The 16,605-nt window shown below is 70.9% G+C and carries 13 protein-coding genes and 1 pseudogene; 9 read left to right on the top strand and 5 right to left on the bottom strand.

Annotation, left to right across the window (positions count from 1 at the left end):
- Position 1: 1 nt before the first annotated feature.
- Genes ACFPZJ_RS30170 through ACFPZJ_RS30135 form a run of 8 tightly spaced genes read left to right on the top strand, consistent with a single transcriptional unit; the run spans position 2 to position 8,495 of the window.
- Positions 2-892: an ABC transporter permease gene (locus tag ACFPZJ_RS30170; protein ID WP_381028131.1), complete on the top strand. Its 891-nt coding sequence runs from the start codon at positions 2-4 to the stop codon at positions 890-892.
- A complete protein-coding gene (locus tag ACFPZJ_RS30165) occupies positions 889-1,755 on the top strand; it encodes an ABC transporter permease (protein ID WP_381028128.1) in 867 nt (288 codons plus the stop codon). Before ACFPZJ_RS30170 ends, ACFPZJ_RS30165 begins: the two co-directional genes overlap by 4 nt.
- On the top strand, positions 1,752-3,107 hold the full coding sequence (locus ACFPZJ_RS30160; RefSeq protein WP_381028126.1) for an aminotransferase class III-fold pyridoxal phosphate-dependent enzyme: 1,356 nt from the start codon (positions 1,752-1,754) through the stop codon (positions 3,105-3,107). Before ACFPZJ_RS30165 ends, ACFPZJ_RS30160 begins: the two co-directional genes overlap by 4 nt.
- A gap of 23 nt (positions 3,108-3,130) precedes the next feature.
- Entirely contained in the window at positions 3,131-4,084 is a 954-nt protein-coding gene (locus ACFPZJ_RS30155) for a succinylglutamate desuccinylase/aspartoacylase family protein (RefSeq protein WP_381028124.1), read from the top strand.
- Positions 4,081-5,544, top strand: a complete 1,464-nt coding sequence (locus ACFPZJ_RS30150) for an aldehyde dehydrogenase family protein (protein ID WP_381028122.1) — start codon at positions 4,081-4,083, stop codon at positions 5,542-5,544. The genes ACFPZJ_RS30155 and ACFPZJ_RS30150 overlap by 4 nt, the downstream gene beginning before the upstream one ends.
- Positions 5,541-6,479: an aldo/keto reductase gene (locus ACFPZJ_RS30145; protein ID WP_381028119.1), complete on the top strand. Its 939-nt coding sequence runs from the start codon at positions 5,541-5,543 to the stop codon at positions 6,477-6,479. The genes ACFPZJ_RS30150 and ACFPZJ_RS30145 overlap by 4 nt, the downstream gene beginning before the upstream one ends.
- Positions 6,480-6,516: 37 nt before the next feature.
- On the top strand, positions 6,517-7,182 hold the full coding sequence (locus tag ACFPZJ_RS30140) for a haloacid dehalogenase type II (protein ID WP_381028116.1): 666 nt from the start codon (positions 6,517-6,519) through the stop codon (positions 7,180-7,182).
- A 29-nt stretch (positions 7,183-7,211) separates the two neighbouring features.
- Positions 7,212-8,495 (top strand): NAD(P)/FAD-dependent oxidoreductase, encoded by a 1,284-nt coding sequence (locus tag ACFPZJ_RS30135; RefSeq protein ID WP_381028113.1) that lies wholly within the window; start codon positions 7,212-7,214, stop codon positions 8,493-8,495.
- A 114-nt stretch (positions 8,496-8,609) separates the two neighbouring features.
- On the opposite strand, the gene ACFPZJ_RS30130 is transcribed toward ACFPZJ_RS30135, so the two are convergent.
- On the bottom strand, positions 8,610-9,668 hold the full coding sequence (locus ACFPZJ_RS30130) for a PucR family transcriptional regulator (RefSeq protein WP_381028111.1): 1,059 nt from the start codon (positions 9,666-9,668) through the stop codon (positions 8,610-8,612).
- A gap of 524 nt (positions 9,669-10,192) precedes the next feature.
- Here ACFPZJ_RS30130 and ACFPZJ_RS30125 point away from each other — a divergent pair.
- Positions 10,193-12,477: pseudogene (locus ACFPZJ_RS30125) on the top strand (peptidoglycan recognition protein family protein).
- A gap of 129 nt (positions 12,478-12,606) precedes the next feature.
- Here ACFPZJ_RS30125 and ACFPZJ_RS30120 read toward each other — a convergent pair.
- The 4 genes from ACFPZJ_RS30120 to ACFPZJ_RS30105 form a co-directional block, all read right to left on the bottom strand.
- On the bottom strand, positions 12,607-13,083 hold the full coding sequence (locus tag ACFPZJ_RS30120; protein ID WP_381028110.1) for a CBS domain-containing protein: 477 nt from the start codon (positions 13,081-13,083) through the stop codon (positions 12,607-12,609).
- A 116-nt stretch (positions 13,084-13,199) separates the two neighbouring features.
- A complete protein-coding gene (locus ACFPZJ_RS30115) occupies positions 13,200-14,498 on the bottom strand; it encodes an ArsB/NhaD family transporter (RefSeq protein WP_381028107.1) in 1,299 nt (432 codons plus the stop codon).
- Positions 14,495-14,953, bottom strand: a complete 459-nt coding sequence (locus tag ACFPZJ_RS30110; RefSeq protein WP_381028104.1) for a CBS domain-containing protein — start codon at positions 14,951-14,953, stop codon at positions 14,495-14,497. Before ACFPZJ_RS30110 ends, ACFPZJ_RS30115 begins: the two co-directional genes overlap by 4 nt.
- The gene (locus ACFPZJ_RS30105; RefSeq protein WP_381028101.1) at positions 14,940-16,178 is read right to left on the bottom strand and encodes a cation:proton antiporter; all 1,239 of its coding nucleotides are present in this window, start codon (positions 16,176-16,178) and stop codon (positions 14,940-14,942) included. The genes ACFPZJ_RS30110 and ACFPZJ_RS30105 overlap by 14 nt, the downstream gene beginning before the upstream one ends.
- Between the last annotated feature and the right edge of the window lie 427 nt (positions 16,179-16,605).

Here is a 16,605-nt window from a genome sequence, read left to right as displayed (position 1 = left end):
CATGGCCGCCACCCTGACCGCGAACGCCCCCACACGGCCGCGCAAGCTGCTGGCCTCCCGCAGAACGCGGATCGGCATCCTCTACGCGCTGCCCGTCGTCGTCTACCTGCTGGTGCTGTTCGTCTACCCGATCCTCAGCACGCTCTTCCTCAGTTTGAAGAACCCCGACGGCTCGCTGACGCTGCACTGGTACGTCGACGCACTCACGGGGATCAACCTCTCCGTGCTGTTCACCACGGTGCGCATCTCCGCGGAGACGGCGCTGTTCAGTCTCGTCTTCGGGTTCGTCCTGGCGAACGCGATCTCCCGGCTCAAGCCCCTGTGGGCCGGACTGGCCATGCTGATCGTCGTCGTTCCGCACTTCATCAGCGCACTCGTCCGCACCTACGGCTGGATCATCCTGCTCGGCGACAAGGGCCTGGTGAACGAGAGCCTGGCGTGGGTGCCGGGGGCGCCGTTCCAGCTTCTCTACAACGAGATCGGCGTGGTCATCGGCACCACCTCCGTGATGCTCCCGTACACCGTGCTGCTGCTGTACGGCGTGATGCGCGGCGTGGACCGGCGGCTGCTGGCCGCCGCGGCCAGCATGGGCGCGGGACGCGTGACGATCTTCCGCCGGGTCTACCTGCCCCTGGTCGCCCCGGGGCTGGCCAGCGCCGGACTGCTCAGCTTCATCCTGTCGCTGGGCTACTACATCACCCCCGCCCTGATGGGAGGCCCCGACCAGACGATGATCGCCTCCCTGATCAACCAGCAGGTGATGAAGCAGAACCAGTGGAACGGGGCGGCCGCTCAGGGGGTCATCCTGCTGCTGATGACCTTCGCCGGACTGCTGCTGGTCAAGCTCGTCACCTCCCTCGGCGCGAGCCGGAAGAAGAGGAGCGCGTCATGATGGAGCTGCGCAGCACGCTGGGCGGGCGGATCGCCCTGACCGCCGTCGCCACCGTGATCCTGCTGTTCCTGGCGCTGCCGATCGTGGTCGTCCTCGTCACCTCGTTCAGCAAGAACGCCTTCGGCTCGTTCCCGCCGGAAGCGTGGACGCTGGGCTGGTACAAATCGCTGTTCGCGGACGGCAGCAAGTGGCCGGCCGCGATGTCGACGAGCGCGTTGGTGGCCTGCCTGAGCACCGTGTTCTCGCTGATCATCGGCGTGACGGCGGCGACCGCGCTGACCCGCAGCGAGCTGCCGCTGCGCTCCGCGGTCTACGCCCTGGTGCTCGGACCGCTGCTCATCCCGCAGATCGTCACCGCGCTGGGCCTGTTCCTGCTCTTCGAGCCCGCCGCGATGCTGGGCAGCCCGATCGCCATCGCCCTCGGCCACACCGTGCTGGCCTCACCGATCGCGGTGCTGATCCTGGTGGCGACCCTGCGCGGGATCGACGAGCGGCTGGAGGACGCCGCCGCCAGCATGGGCGCGAGCCGGCTGACCATCGCCCGGCGGATCACCTTCCCCCTCGCCGCCCCCGGCATGATCGCGGCAGCGATCTTCTCCTTCATCACCAGCTTCGACGAGTTCTACATCTCCCAGTTCCTGTCCTCGGTCGACACCGTCACCCTGCCGGTGCAGATCTACAACTCCCTGACCTTCGACATCGACCCCAGCGTGACCGCGATCAGCGCCCTGCTCATCGCAGGCGCGATGCTCGCGCTCGCCCTCGTGGCCCTGGTGCGCTGGCTCGGCTCCGGACGGCAGGACTCCCTGCTGTCGGTCGAGAACACGGCAGGGATCGCCGCCCCTGGAGGTGAGGCCGTATGACCGCCCCCGCTCAGCGGCACCTGCTGCTGAACATGACCGCCAACGGATCGCTCGCGAAGCCCGGCAAGGACCTCTTCGTCGTGCGCCACGGCGAGGGCCCCTACGTCGACGACGCGGCCGGCAACCGCTACATCGACGGCCTGTCCGGGCTGTACTGCTGCCAGATCGGCTACTCCTACGCCGACGAGATCGCCGAAGCGGCCCAGAAGCAACTGCGCGAACTCTGCTACAGCCCCCTGTGGTCGGATTCCGCGCACCCCACCGGCCTGGCCCTCGCCGAGCGCCTCGCCGCCCTGGCCCCCGACGGCATCGAGCACGTCTTCTTCAGCGGCGGCGGCGCCGAGGCGGTGGAGACCGCCTGGAAGATCGTCCGCAGGTACCACACCCTGCGCGGTGAAGCGGGCCGGACCAAGGCCATCGCCCGGCGCGGCGCCTACCACGGCCTGACACTCGGCGCGCTGTCCTTCACGGACGACCCCGGCCTCACCGAGCCGTACGGGCCGCCCGCCGTGGAGACCCACTTCGTCGCGAACACCACTCGCACGGCGCTGGAACAAGTGCTGGACGAGGCTGCCTTCACCCAGTACCTGCTCGCCGACGTGGAGGCCACGGTCCTCGCGGCCGGGCCGGAGACCGTCGCGATGCTCATCGCCGAGCCGGTCCAGAACCGCGGCGGCTGCATCACCCCGCCCGAGGGCTACTGGCAGGGGCTGCGCCGACTGGCCGACCAGTACGGCTTCCTGCTCGTCGCCGACGAGGTCATCACCGCCTTCGGACGGCTCGGCGAGTGGTTCGGCGGCGAGTGCTACGGCGCCCGCCCGGACATCGTCACCGTCGCCAAGGGCATCACCGCCGGCTACGCCCCGATGGGCGCGACCCTGGTCTCGGACCGCGTCGCCGAAGTGATCAACCAGCCCGGCGAGGTCCTCAACCACGGCTACACCTTCAGCGGCCACCCGCTGAGCGCGGCCATCGCCCTGCGCAGCCTGGACATCATGCAGCGGGACGGGATCCTGGAGAACGTCCGCGGCCACCAGGGCCACCTGGCCCAACGCATGGCATCCCTGGGCGAGCTGCCGATCGTGGGTGACGTCCGCGGCGCCGGATTCTTCTACGCCCTCGAACTCGTCGGCGACCTCGACGGCGGCGGCTTCAGCGATACCGCCCGCGCCGCGCTCGTCGCCGACCTGATCCCGCGCCGGCTGCGCGAGGCCGGGCTGCTCGCCCGCGTCTACAACCGGGCCGCCCCGCTGGTGCAGATCGCGCCCCCGCTGATCAGCGACCGGGCACTGCTGGACCGTATCGCCGACATCATCGCGGACACCCTCGACGAGGCCTCCGCCCGTCTTTGACCCGCCCTTTCGAAAGGAACGACATGTACTCCATCGGCTCCCTGACCGTCGCCCCCGGCGAGCGTGCCCAGGGTCTGATCCCGGTCGGCACCAGCACCTACGGCGTGGAGCTCGGCATCCCGCTCATCGTCGTCAACGGCACCGAGGACGGCCCCGTCCTGTGCGTGGACGCCGGTGTCCACGGCGACGAGTACGACGGCCAGGAGGCCATCCGCCGCGTCCTCGCCGCGATCGACCCGGCCGGCCTGCGCGGCACCCTCGTCGGCATCCCCTGCGTGAACACCCCCGCCTTCGAGGCGGCGGCCCGCACCAGCGGGCTGGACCACCTGAACCTCAACCGGATCTTCCCGGGTGACGCGGACGGCTCCTACTCGCTGCGCCTGGCCGCCACCTTCGTCGAGCAGGTCGTGCCCGCCATCGACGCCCTCGTCGACCTGCACACCGGCGGCACCTTCGGCGAGATCGCCCCGCTCGTCATCCTCCAGGGCGGCTACGAGGACCTGGCGACCGACCTCGCCCTCGCGGCCGGGCACGAGCTGGTCTGGAAGGGCGGCAAGTGGGGCGGCACGGTCCGCCACCCCACCCTCGCGGCCGGCAAGCCCGCCGTCACCATCGAGGCGGGCGGCGGCACCTACCGCGAGCAGAACGTCGCCCTGCACATCCACTCGATCCGCAACATCATGCGACAGCTCGGCATGATCGACGGCGAGGCGGAGCTGCGCGACAGCTACACGACCGTCTCCGGCACGTTCGCCCGGTCCGCAGCGGGCGGTTTCTTCCTCGGCCACGCCGAGCCGGGCGAGACCTGCAAGGAAGGCGACCTGATCGCGCAGATCGTCGACCACTACGGCAACACGCTGGAGGAGGTCCGCGCCCCGCAGGACGGCATCGTGCTCTGGGTGCGCCGGATCCGCACCGTGCGGCCCGGCGACGAGGTGGTCATCTTCGGTGAGGTGCAGGGAGAGATCCAGCCATGAGCGGCGAACTCCCGCTGACCGAGTTGCTGCTCATCGACGGCAAGCAGGTTCCCGCCGCCGACGGCCGGAGCTTCACGGTCCTCGACCCGTCGGACGGCACGGCCCTCGCCGAGGTCTCCCACGCCGGCCCGGCCGACGTCGACCAGGCCGTGGCGGCGGCGCGCGCGGCGTTCACCTCGCCCGAGTGGTCCCGGATGCGCGCCGCCGACCGGGGCAGGCTCCTCCACCGCATCGCGGAGGCGATCCGGCGCGAGGGCGAGTGGCTGGCGCGCCTGGAGTGCCAGGACGTCGGCAAGCCGCTGAGCCAGGCGAAGGCCGATGTCGAGTCCGCCGCCCGCTACTTCGAGTTCTACGCGGGCGTCGCCGACAAGCTCGGCGGCACCACGATCCCCCTCGGCCCCGGTCTGATCGACTACACCGTCCGCGAGCCGATCGGCGTCTCCGGTCAGATCATCCCGTTCAACTACCCGCTCCAGAACACCGCGCGAGGCTCCGCCCCAGCCCTGGCCGCAGGCTGCACGGTGGTGCTCAAGCCCTCCCCCGAGGCGCCGCTCACCCCGCTGGAGATCGGCCGTATTGCGTTGGAGTGCGGGCTGCCGCCGGGCGTGCTGAACGTCGTGCCCGGCGACGGCGAGACCGGCGCGGCCCTCGCCGGGCACCCCGGCATCGACCAGGTCACCTTCACCGGCTCGGTGCCGACCGGCATCAAGGTCGCCCAGGCCGCCGCCGCCAACGTCGTGCCGTCCGTGACGGAGCTGGGCGGCAAGTCACCCTTCGTGGTCTTCGCGGACGCCGACTTCGACCTGGCGCTGAAGGCCGTGCTGGGCGCGTCGTTCAGCAACGCTGGGCAGATGTGCTCGGCCGGGACACGGCTGCTGCTTCAGCGAGGATCCGAGGAGTTCCTGGACCGGCTGGTCGAGAAGATCGCGGGCCTGCGCGTCGGACCGGGTCTCACGGACCCGGACATCGGCCCGCTGGTCGCCGCCCGGCAGCGCGACCGGGTGCTCGGCTACCTCGAACTGGCCCGGCAGGAAGGCGCCGTGGCCCGGGTCGGGGGAGGCGCCCCGTCCGCGCCCGAACTCGCCGACGGCTACTACATCGAGCCGACCGTCCTCACCGGCCTGACCAACCAGGCCCGGTGCGCCCGCGAGGAGATCTTCGGCCCCGTCGTCACCGTCATCGAGTTCGACGACGCCGACGAGGCCCTGGGCATCGCCAACGACAGCCCCTACGGCCTGTCCTCCTACGTCTGGACCCGCGCCATCGACCGGGCCATGCGCCTGGCCGAGGGCATCCGGGCCGGACAGGTCTACGTCAACGCCACCGGCGTCGGCACCGGCGTCGAGCTCCCCTTCGGCGGCTACAAGCACAGCGGCTGGGGCCGGGAGAAGGGCCTCGAAGCGCTGGCGAGCTACACGCAGACCAAGAACGTCTGCATTGGATTCGGAGACCGGTCATGAGGTATCGCACCCTGGGCGGACGCGGCCCGACCGTCTCGGTCGTCGGCGTCGGCGGCAACAACTTCGGCTCCCGCCTCGACGAGGACGGCACCAAGGCCGTCGTCCACGCCGCCCTCGACGCCGGGATCACCCTGTTCGACACGGCGGACATGTACGGCGGGTTCGGCGAGAGCGGCGGCTCTCGCGGCGACGGCGAACGCCTCCTCGGCGCTGTCCTCAAGGGCCGCCGCGACGACGTCGTCCTCGCCACCAAGTTCGGCATGGAGATGGGTCCCGAGGCGGACCTCCACGGCCCGCGCGGCGCCCGTCCCTACGTCCGGTACGCCGTCGAGGCCTCCCTGCGCCGGCTCGGCACCGACCGGATCGACCTGTACCAGTACCACGAGCCGGACGGCGTCACCCCGCTTGAGGAGACGATCGCCGCGCTCCAGGAGCTGGTGGCCGAGGGCAAGATCCGGTACATCGGCTGCTCCAACCTCCCGGCCGAGCAGCTCACCGACGCCTTCGTGTCCACCCAGGCCCGCTACCACCTGCTCGACCGCAGCGCGGAGGCCGACCTGATCCCCGCCTGCCTGCGCCACGGAATGGGACTCCTGCCGTATTACCCGCTGGCCAACGGCCTGCTCAGCGGCAAGTACCGGCGGGGCGAGGAGCCCCCGCCCGGCAGCCGGCTGTCCTGGCGGCAGGGCTGGCTCACCGACGCGGCCCTGGACCGCGTCGAGGCGCTCACCGCGTACGCCGCCGAGCGCGGACTCACCCTCCTCCAGGTCGCTGTCGGCGCACTGGCCGCGCTCCCCGCCGTCGGATCCGTGATCTGCGGCGCCATGACCCCCGAGCAGGTCACCGCCAACGCGGCGGCGGCCGACTGGATCCCCGACGCGGCCGACCTGGCCGCCCTGGACACGATCGTCGCCCCCGGCGAACGAATCGTCTGAACCCCTCTGTGAAATCCGGAAATCGAGGTTGAACACCATGCGAGAGATCGTCACTTTCGACGCCTACGGCACCCTGGTCGACTTCCAGCTCGGCCCCACCACCCTCAAGGTCCTTCAGGACCGGCTGGACCTGGACAACCTGGACGTCGACGAGTTCCTCGACGACTTCCGCGTCATGCGTTTCCAGGCCGTCCTGGAGGCCTACCGCCCGTACCACGAGATCCTGCACTCCAGCCTGCGCAACGCCATGCGCCTGCACGGCCTGGAGTACCGCGCATCCGACGGCGACGCCCTGGTCGAGGCCGTCCCCACCTTCGGCCCCTTCCCGGACGTCCCGGAGGCCCTGCGCGCCCTGAAGACCAGGTACGAGATCGCCATCATCTCCAACACCGACGACGACCTGATCGCGCGGAACGTGGAGAACATCGGAGTGGAGTTCGACTACGTCATCACCGCCCAGCAGGCCGGCGCCTACAAGCCGGACCGGCAGACCTTCGAGCACGCCTTCACGGCCATGGGCGTCGAACCCTCGCAGGTCATCCACACCGCTCAGGGCTGGGAGTACGACCAGATCCCGACCCGCGACCTCGGCCTGAAGCGCCGGGTGTGGATCAACCGCTACGGCCGCCCCGGCAGCGCCGACTACCAGCCGTACGACGAGCTGCCCGACCTGTCGGGCCTGCCGAAGCTGCTCGGCTGCTGAGCCGTCGTACGGATGTGAGGACGCACGCCATGAAGCAGATCCCCTACTGGCTCGACACCGCCCCCGCCCTGCCCGACCGGTCCGGAAGAGAACTGCCCGACGAGGCGGACGTGGTGGTCATCGGCGGCGGCCTCACCGGCCTGTCCACCGCCTACCACACCGCCCGCAAGGGAGCCCGGGTCGTCCTCGTCGAGAAGGACAAGGTCGGCTCGGGCGCCTCCGGCCGCAATGGCAGCATGTGCACCCAGGGCATCACCATCAGCACGGCTGAGGCCCGCAAGCGCTACAGCCAGGAGCGCGTCCGCGAGCTGTACGACGCCTTCCGCGAGGCCGTCGACGTGGTCGAGGAGCTCACGAAGAAGGAGCGGATCGACTGCGACTTCGACCGCTCCGGCCGCCTCGGCGTCGCCTTCAAGCCGCAGCACTTCGAGGCCATGCGCGCCAAACAGCGCGACCTGGCCGAGAACTTCGGCCACGAGACCCAGCTGCTGACCCGCGGCGAGCTCAAGTCCGAGCTGGCGTCGGACTACTACCACGGCGCCCTGCTCGACCCGCTCAGCGCGGGCCTGCACGTGGGCAAGTTCGTGCATGGCCTCGCCGAGGCCGCCGAGCGGGCCGGCGCGGAGATCCACGAGCGCAACGCGGCCACCGGCCTCACCCGCCTGTCCGGCGGCGGCTTCCTGGTCGAGACCCTCAACGGCACGATCCGCGCCAAGCAGGTCATGGCCGCGACCGACGCCTACACCGACAAGGCGATGCCGTGGTTCCGCAAGCGGCTGATCAACGTCGGCAGCTTCATCATCGTCACCGAACCGCTCGGTGAGGCACGCGCCAAGGAGCTGATCCCGAACGCCCGCCTGGTGGTCGACTCCAAGAACATCGGCCACTACATCCGCCTCACCCCCGACCACCGCCTCGCCTTCGGCGGCCGGGCCCGCTTCGCCCCGTCCAACCCGGCCTCCGACGTCAAGAGCGGCGACATCCTGAAGAGGGAGATGACCGAGATCTTCCCGCAGCTGGCCGGGGTGCGGATCGACTACGTGTGGGGTGGCACGGTCGGCTTCTCCTGGGACCGCGTCCCGCACGCCGGAGAGGTCGACGGCCTGTACTACTCGATGGGTTACTGCGGTCACGGCGTCCAGATGGCCACCTACATGGGCCGTGCGGTCGCCGAGATGATGGACGGCAGGCCGGAGGCCAACCCCCTGCGGGGCCTGGGCTTCCCGAAGGTCCCCGTCCCCTTCTACAACGGCACGCCCTGGTTCCTGCCGTTCGGCGGCGCCTACTACAAGGCCAAGGACCGGCTGCGCTGAGGCGACAGGCCGCAGCCGACAGGCGACAGACGTCAGCGGGGCATCGTCACCGATGCCCCGCTGACGTCCGAGTGCGTCGGTCGTCCGGAAGGCCGGGGTGCCCGCACCCGGCCGTCAGAGGTCCTTGGCGGGCCAGTCCAGCAGACGCGCGCCGATGACGGCGGTCTGGAGCATGTAACGGTGAGCGGGATCGGCTGGGTTCGCGCCGGTGAGTTTGTGGATGCGTTCCAGACGGTAGGTCAGGGCCCGCACGCTGAGCGTCAGCCGGCGGGCGGCCTCGGCGGCCACACAGCCGGAGTCGAAGTACGCGGTGAGGGTGTCCATAAGGGGCTGGGCGCCGCCGCGGGCCGTGGTGAGCGGGCCGAGGGCGCTTCGGACCAGGTCGGCCATGGCCTGCCGGTCGCGGGTCAGCACGGGGTAGACGAGCAGGTCGGCGGCGCGCAGGACCGGGTCGTCCAGGGCGAGGCGGTCGGCGAGTTCCAGGGTGTTCAAGGCTTCCTCGTACGAGTGCACGACCCCGCCGGGCCCCGGCTGGGCACGGCCGATGGCGACCCGGCCGCCGTCGGTCGCGGCGTAGGCCTGCTTGGCGAAGTAGGTGAGCACCTCCTCCTGATGGCCGGGCGCGATGCACAGCAGTCGGCCGTCCTTGGTGGTGAGCAGGATGCTGCGGTCGCCGAAGCGGGAGATGAGCGCGCGTTCCACCTGCCGGGGCACCGGGGCTCCCTCCTCGTAGGAGACCCGGCCCTGTGCCACGGCGACCGCGTGCGCGTGGGACAGACGCAGTCCGAAACGCTCGGCCCGCTCGGCCAGGCGGCCGAGGTCGCTGCGGCCGTAGAGGAGGTCGTCGATGAACTCGCGCCGCGACGCCTCCTCCTGGCGTACGGCCAGACGCTGGGCGCGTTCGTACCCCTCGGCGAAGGCGTCGACGACCTGTTGCACGGCGGCGAGCGTGCTGTCCGCTGAGCCGGGCGCGTGGGGCCAGGCGGCCCGGGCGGCGGAGAGGTGGGCGTTGACGAGCGCGCGCAGCCCGAAGCCGGCCTCCGCCGCCTGTTCCCCCAAGGCGCGCCGGGACGCTATCTCGTCCCGGGTGAGACGCCGGCCCGTGGCCGACACCTCGGCCAGGATCCGGGCGTAGCCTTCGAGATACTGCTCGGGAATCTCCCGGTCCGTCACATCGTCCCCCTGTATCCGGCGGCGTGGCGACGGCGGCCCTTTGGCGGCCGACCGGCATGCAGACCCTAAGGAACATTGCCGGGATACGGCAATGCGTGGACGGGGTGCGGTCGTGCAGCATGACGTGCGGGGAGCACGGCGGATGGTTCCGGTGCCGGGCACCGGCAGGTGTCCGGCACCGGAACCCGGAGGGGAGCCGTGCGCGAGGAGAGGCGGCGGCCGCGGAATGGCCAACGGTTAGACCGAGATCGCCGGCTGACCGCGTCGGCCGAACCGGAGCACGGTCCAGGGTTGCCGTCAGACAGCCCGTCACCGCCATGAGAGAGAGCGGGCGCGGGCGGCGGACCGCACCACGGCCGCGGGCCGCGGCCGGCCTGTGACGAAGTCGTCCGCGATGTGACGGATCGACAGCACAACCCTTCCCGCGCTCCAACAGTCTCTGTTCCGGCCGCGCCACTGCACGAGCGTGGCGCCTCACGGGGCTTCCCCCCGCCGACCACAGCGAAGGACATCGCAGAACCGCCATGCGCAGACCCCCACACATCTGGAGCGCGGCCGCCGTGGCCGCAGCCGGCCTCCTCGGCGTACTCGTCTTCCAGGGCATGTCCGACCAGTCGACCGACGCCCCCGGCGACGACGGCAGAACCGGCCCGGTCAAGGCCCACAGCCGTACCACCGCGTTGCGGCCCACCGACGGTGGCACCCGCGCCGCACTCACCCAGCGGGACACCGAGCCCTTCAGCATGCTCGGCATCACCTGGACCGACCCCTCGGCCCGGATCACGGGGACCGTAGAGGCACGCACGCGTGCCGCCGGATCAGGCAAGTGGTCCAACTGGCTGAAGCTGGACGGCGACAGCGGGCAGGGCGAGTCCGCCGCCCGGCGCGGCGGGACCGAACCCGCCTGGTCGGACCCTCGGACGGCGTGGAAGTGCGGGTCACCGCGGGCGGGAAGACGTCCGGGAAGCTGCCCGCCGGACTGCGCCTGGACATGATCGACCCCGGCCAGGGAGGCATAGGCGGCATGGAACCGGCCGCCTACCGCGCCGACGTCACCGAGGACGCGACACCGACGACCGGCTCCACCGACGCGGAGACGACCGAGCCGCCGTCCACGGACACCTCCGCCTCCGCCTCCACGAGCGCCGACGCCACGGAGGAGCCCACCGGTTCGCAGAGCCCGACGGCCCCGGCTGCCACGACGGAGACGCCCGGCCCCTCCACGACGTCCTCTCCGTCGCCTTCCGCGCCCCCGAGCGCCACCACGCCCCCGGCCCCGCCCTCCACCGCCCCGCGCCCGGCGATCACCTCCCGGTCCGCGTGGGGCGCGGACGAGTCGATCAGCCCGGAAGAACCCGGTTACCTGCCTGGCGGAAAGATCAAGGCGGTGGTGGTCCACCACACCGCCGAGAGCAACACCTACACCTGCGCCGAGGCCCCGGCCGTGGTACGCGGCATCTACGCCTACCACGTCAAGCAGTTGGGCTGGAAGGACATCGGCTACAACTTCCTCGTCGACAAGTGCGGCACCGTCTACGAGGGCCGCAAGGGCGGCGTGGACCAGCCGGTCATGGGCGCCCACGCCTACGGCTTCAACTCCGAGACCACCGGCATCTCGGTCCTCGGCACCTACACGGACGTGGCACCGAGCGAGGCCGCCCTGGTGTCGGTGGCCAGGATCGCCGCCTGGAAACTCGGGCAGTACGGGGTGAGCCCGACGGGTACCACCACCCTCACGGCGGGCGACAGCGGCCGCAACTACTCGGGCACGACCTGGGCCAAGGGGGCCCAGCTGAGCTTCCCGACCGTCCACGGGCACCGCGACGGCTACAACACCCAGTGCCCCGGCGACCAGCTCCACGGCAGACTCGCCACCATCCGCGGCTGGGCGGCCGGCCCGGTCACCGGCCTGGCGATCGCGTCCGTCACCGGCGTGGGCTCCTCCGGCACGACGTACTACACCAAGGCCGGGATCACCGTGAACTGGACGGCCACCACACCCGCGTCGCTGATCTCGAAGTACGAACTCCTCGTCGACGGCAAGCCCGCGGCCACCGCGCCGGGCAGCGCCACCTCGGCCAAGGCCACACTGGCCGTGGGCACCCACCAGGTGCAGGTCCGGGCCACCCATCAGTCCGGCAAGACCTCCACGTCCGCGGCCGCCACGGTCGTCGCCGAGACGACCGCCCCCACCTTCACCACCAAGCCCGGCCTTGCGCTGCGCACCGGCACGGTGAACACCGCGGCGGTCCCGGTGAAGCTGAGCTGGAAGGCCACCGACAACGCCGCGCTCAAGGAGGTCAGGCTGACCGCCCCGGCCGCCGCGACCTACGGGCCGACCACCACCAGCGCTCAGCACACCGCCAAGTCCGGCACCGCGACCACGTGGGCCATGACCGCGTACGACCGGGCGGGCAACACCGGTTCGGCCTCCGTCTCCCGCACCCCGGTCATCCTCCAGGAGACCTCGGCCGTCAAGGCCGGTGCCTGGACGAGCAAGTCCTCCAGCAGCTACCTGGGCGGCAAGTCGTACTCCAGCTCCTCCAAGAACGCGTCACTGACCTGGACCTTCACCGGCCGCTCGGTGGCCTGGGTGGTGTCCCGGGCGTCCACCTCCGGCCAGGCGCACGTCTACGTCGACGGTACGAAGACGGCCACGGTCGACCTGAGGTCCGCGAGCACCAAGTACCGGGACGCGATCTGGACCAAGACCTGGTCCACCAGCGCGAAGCACACGGTGAAGATCGTCGTCGTCGGCACATCGGGACGCCCCGCGATCACCACGGACGGCATCGTGTACCTGAAGTAACCCGTCCGGCAGCGGCTGGAGTCGCCGTCTGCCGCAGTCGGCCGGCCGTCCGCCGGGCGCTCCCACGCGCCAGGTGGACGCCCGGCGCTGCTTGACGTTCATGACGCCCGCGGTGTGCCGGTGTCCTGTTCATGGAGTGTCGACCGCTCCCGCGGCGCCGAGGAGTTCCTGCAGGAGATGCGAGGCGGTGATCACGCCGAGCAGGGGCGTTCCGGCCTTGTCCTTCTCCATGACGGCCACCAGGGGGCTGCGTACCCGGGCCATGAGGGCGGCCACCTCCAGCGCGGTGTCGTCGGGATCGGCGATCGGCGGTGGGGCCGTCTTGCCGGGCAGGCAGTCCCCGACGCGGCGGCCCGCCAGCGCCCGGCAGAGGCGGTCGGCGTGCTTCTCGTCGACGACGGCGGCGAGCGTCGGGTCCTCGACCACGTAGGCGGGCACCAGCACCTTCACCATCTGCGAGGCGGGCAGGATCGCCTTCGGCTCGCCGCGCTCGTCGAGCACGACCAGCCCCGGAAGCCTGTGCTCGGCCATCAGCCGGGCCGCGTCCATCGCGTCGCTGTCGACGCTCACCGTCTCGTATGCCACCGCCAGGTCACGAGCGCGCACGGCGGGCTCCTCATCAGCTCGACAACCGCTGCAACAGCACCTCTCCTCAGCGTGGTACACCTGCGGGGCACGTGCAACGACCGTCGCCCCGCCCTGGTGCGCGGGTGGCCGCCGGCTCAGGCCAGGGCGAAGTACCGCAGCCACACGTAGACGGCCGAGAGGGCCACGGTGACGACCGTGACGACCAGGCCGTACTTGGTGAACTGCCAGAAGGAGATGGGCTGGCGGCTGCGTTCGGCGATACCGAGGACGACCACGTTGGCGCTGGCGCCGATGGCGGTGGCGTTGCCGCCGAGGTCCGCGCCGATGGCCAGGGCCCACCACATGACGTGGTCGGCGCCGCCGCCCATGTTCCGCACCAGGTCGGCGGTGATCGGGGCCATGGTGGCCACGTAGGGGATGTTGTCCACGATGCCGGAGAGCACCGCAGAGGCGCTCAGCAACAGCATGGAGCCGCCGAGTTCGTTGTCGCCGATGACGCCGGCGAGGGAGGTGGAGATCTCGCCGATGACGCCCGTCTCGATCAGGCCGCCGATCATGATGAACAGCCCGGCGAAGAAGGCGAGCGTGGGCCATTCGACCTCGTTCAGCACCTCACCGGTGCGGGCGGAGGAGACCGCGATGAGCAGTCCCGCGCCGAGCAGCGCGACGACGCTCGGCTCGTAGTGCAGCACCGGATGGAGCACGAACCCGACGACGACCAGGGCGAGGACGATCAGGCCCTGGACCAGCAGGCGGGGGTCGTGGATGGCCTCGCGTTCCTCCAGCTCCATGACCTCCAGCGCGCGGGTCTCGTCGTAGCGGAAGGACTTGCGGAACAGCAGCCGGCACAGCGCGACCAGCACCACGATCAGGAACGCGGACAGCGGGGCCAGGTGGACCAGGAAGTCGTTGAAGGTCAACCCGGCCCGGCTGGCGATGATGATGTTGGGCGGGTCGCCGACCAGGGTCGCGGTGCCGCCGATGTTGGAGGCCAGCACCTCGGCGATCAGGAACGGCGCGGCGGGCAGCGCCAGGCGCTCGCACACCAGCAATGTCACCGGGGCGATCAGCAGCACCGTGGTCACGTTGTCCAGCAGCGCCGAGGCGACGGCCGTGATGACGACGAGCATCACCATCACCCGGAACGGCTTGGCTCGCGCCCTTTTCACCGCCCAGATGGCCAGGTACTCGAACATGCCCGTCCTCTTGAGCACGCCGACGATCATCATCATGCCCATCAGCAGGAAGACGACGTTCCAGTCGACCCCGCTGTGCTCCGAGAAGAACGCCGACCTGTCGTCGGTCGCGCCGACCGCCAGCATCAGCGCGGCACCGCCGAGCGCCGCCGCCACCCGGTGGATCTTCTCGCTGATGATCAGGCCGTACGTGACCACGAAGATGGCGATCGCCGCCCAGCTCTGCCAGCCGTTCACGATCCTCCGATGAGTCGTTGCATCAGGCGGGCGGCCGTCACGGCACCCGCCAGCCGGACCTGGTCCCCCTCGCGTTCGACCACGGCGACGAGCGGGCTGTGCGTACCTGCCATGAGGGCCGCGATCTGCAGGTCACCGGCGTCCGGGCCGACGGTCGGCGGGCGGAACCGGCGGCGGGGCAGCCACTCGGCGACCGTGAGCCGCCGGATCTTCTCCGGCACCTCGTCCAGGTCCTCGTCGCTGAGCACGGCAGCGAGCCGCGGATCCTCCAGCGCGTACTCGGGCAGGAGCTGACCGAGGAGCTGTGAGCCGGGCACGATGGCGTACGGCAGGCCGTCGGTGTCGACGACCAGCAGGGCGGGCAGCTTGTGCTCGGCCAGCAGCTGCGCCGCGTCGATGGCGTCGTCGTCGGTGGACACGTGGGGATAGGGCTCGGCGAGCTCATGGGCCGACACGGCTGGCCTCCTTCGTGGTACGGACTGACTTGTCGTCGCCGCCCGGTACGCCGGCGAGTGCCTCGACGTGGAAGAGGCGGGCGATCGGTACGTCGGTGGAGCTGTGCGCGATGATCGAGAAGGCGATGCACACGGCGATGAGCGTGAAGGCCTCCTCGCCCTGCGGGATCCCGGCCTGCAGCACCAGCAGCCCGTACACCACCGACGCGAAGCCCTTCGGCCCGAACCAGGCCGCGACCAGTTTCTCCTGCCGGGTGAACCGGGTGCCGAGCAGCGACAGCAGCAGCGAGGCCGGGCGGATCAGCACGATGGCCAGGACGACCGCGACGTACCCGGCGAAGGACAGGTCGCCGAACAGCTGCGGCGTGAGCAACGCGCCGAACACCAGCAGGGCCGCGAACTTGGCCAGTTCCGCCAGCGCCTCGCCGAGCGGCTCGAACGCCTCCTTCGCCTCGGTGGAGCGGGCGGTGAGCACCGCGCCCGCGGAGAAGGCGGCCAGGTAGGGGTTGGCGTGCGTGAGGTGGCACGTCGCGTACAGGATCACGCCGATCGCCAGCGGCAGCAGCGGCTGCAGCCTGGGCTCGGCGCCCAGCAGCCGGAAGCGTACGAGGCCGGTCACCGCCACGGGCAGGACGACACCGAAGACCAGCCCCAGGACCAGTTCCAGCGCGATCGTCGGCAGCGAGGCCTCGGCCTGCCCGGACGTCGGCCCCGCCGCGGCGATCAGGATCAGCACGACCGGCAGGGCGAGCCCGTCGTTGACGCCGCTCTCCACGTTCAGCAACTGCCGCAGTTTCGCCGGGACTTCCTTGCGCCCCACGATCGCGGAGGCGAACACCGGGTCGGTGGGGGCGAGCACCGCGCCGACGAGGAAGGACGTCGTCCAGTCCAGCCCCACGAGGTAGTGCGTGACCAGCGCCGTCCCCGCGAACGCCAGCGGCATCCCGAGCCCGAGCGCGCGGGCCGGGTTCCGCCAGTTCTCCCGCAACTTGGGGAAGGAGACGTGCATGCCGTCGGTGAACAGCACGGCGAACAGGGCCAGATCGGCCGTCACGGACACGATCTCGCTGTCCGGGGTGATGTGGATCAGCCCGAGGAAGCCGTCGCTGACGAGCGCGCCACCGACCAGGAACAGGAAGGACGTCGACAGGACCGTCCTGGCCGCGAGACCGGACAGGAGCACCGCGATGAGCAGTGCCACCCCGAAGACCGCGACGAGCACCATGACCAGACCCCCGATCGGCGAAGAGACTTCTGTTGAAGACCGCCGACCAGGCTTCCCGGCACACCGCGACGTACCCTACACGTCCTTGACACGGCACTGACATGCCCTGGACGGGCATTCCGCCGTGTCGGAGGTTGCCGGGTTCCGGCAGGGTGTCCTGGCCGGGGGCCGGGCCGGGGCTGCCGGAAGGGGCCGTGGCGCACGGGACTCGCGGCACGGAACGGCGACGGAGACGGAAGCTGGAGGATCGCATCGGTGGCTCCGGGGCGAGTACGGCGTCTGCTCACCGACCAGACTTCCCGGCACGCCTATGAGCAGCGTATCCGCGTATCGGCGGCGGTGCCCGCCGTGCTCGTCCGGTGATCGGCCCCGGATCGCGTTCCGCAAGGGCAGTCCTGGCGAACTCGGCGAGCCGTAGTGCGGCTGA

The organism is Streptomyces bullii (assembly GCF_042657145.1).
Lineage (GTDB): Bacteria > Actinomycetota > Actinomycetes > Streptomycetales > Streptomycetaceae > Streptomyces > Streptomyces bullii.
This window is presented reverse-complemented; position numbering and strand designations above follow the sequence as displayed.

What these genes read in the sequence shown, in the direction of transcription:
- ACFPZJ_RS30140 (WP_381028116.1), top strand. Translation starts at nt 6,517, where the DNA reads ATGCGAGAGATCGTCACTTTCGACGCCTACGGCACCCTGGTCGACTTC.
- ACFPZJ_RS30135 (WP_381028113.1), top strand. Translation starts at nt 7,212, where the DNA reads ATGAAGCAGATCCCCTACTGGCTCGACACCGCCCCCGCCCTGCCCGAC.
- ACFPZJ_RS30155 (WP_381028124.1), top strand. Translation starts at nt 3,131, where the DNA reads ATGTACTCCATCGGCTCCCTGACCGTCGCCCCCGGCGAGCGTGCCCAG.
- ACFPZJ_RS30145 (WP_381028119.1), top strand. Translation starts at nt 5,541, where the DNA reads ATGAGGTATCGCACCCTGGGCGGACGCGGCCCGACCGTCTCGGTCGTC.
- ACFPZJ_RS30165 (WP_381028128.1), top strand. Translation starts at nt 889, where the DNA reads ATGATGGAGCTGCGCAGCACGCTGGGCGGGCGGATCGCCCTGACCGCC.
- ACFPZJ_RS30105 (WP_381028101.1), bottom strand. Translation starts at nt 16,178, where the DNA reads ATGGTGCTCGTCGCGGTCTTCGGGGTGGCACTGCTCATCGCGGTGCTC.
- ACFPZJ_RS30150 (WP_381028122.1), top strand. Translation starts at nt 4,081, where the DNA reads ATGAGCGGCGAACTCCCGCTGACCGAGTTGCTGCTCATCGACGGCAAG.
- ACFPZJ_RS30170 (WP_381028131.1), top strand. Translation starts at nt 2, where the DNA reads ATGGCCGCCACCCTGACCGCGAACGCCCCCACACGGCCGCGCAAGCTG.
- ACFPZJ_RS30160 (WP_381028126.1), top strand. Translation starts at nt 1,752, where the DNA reads ATGACCGCCCCCGCTCAGCGGCACCTGCTGCTGAACATGACCGCCAAC.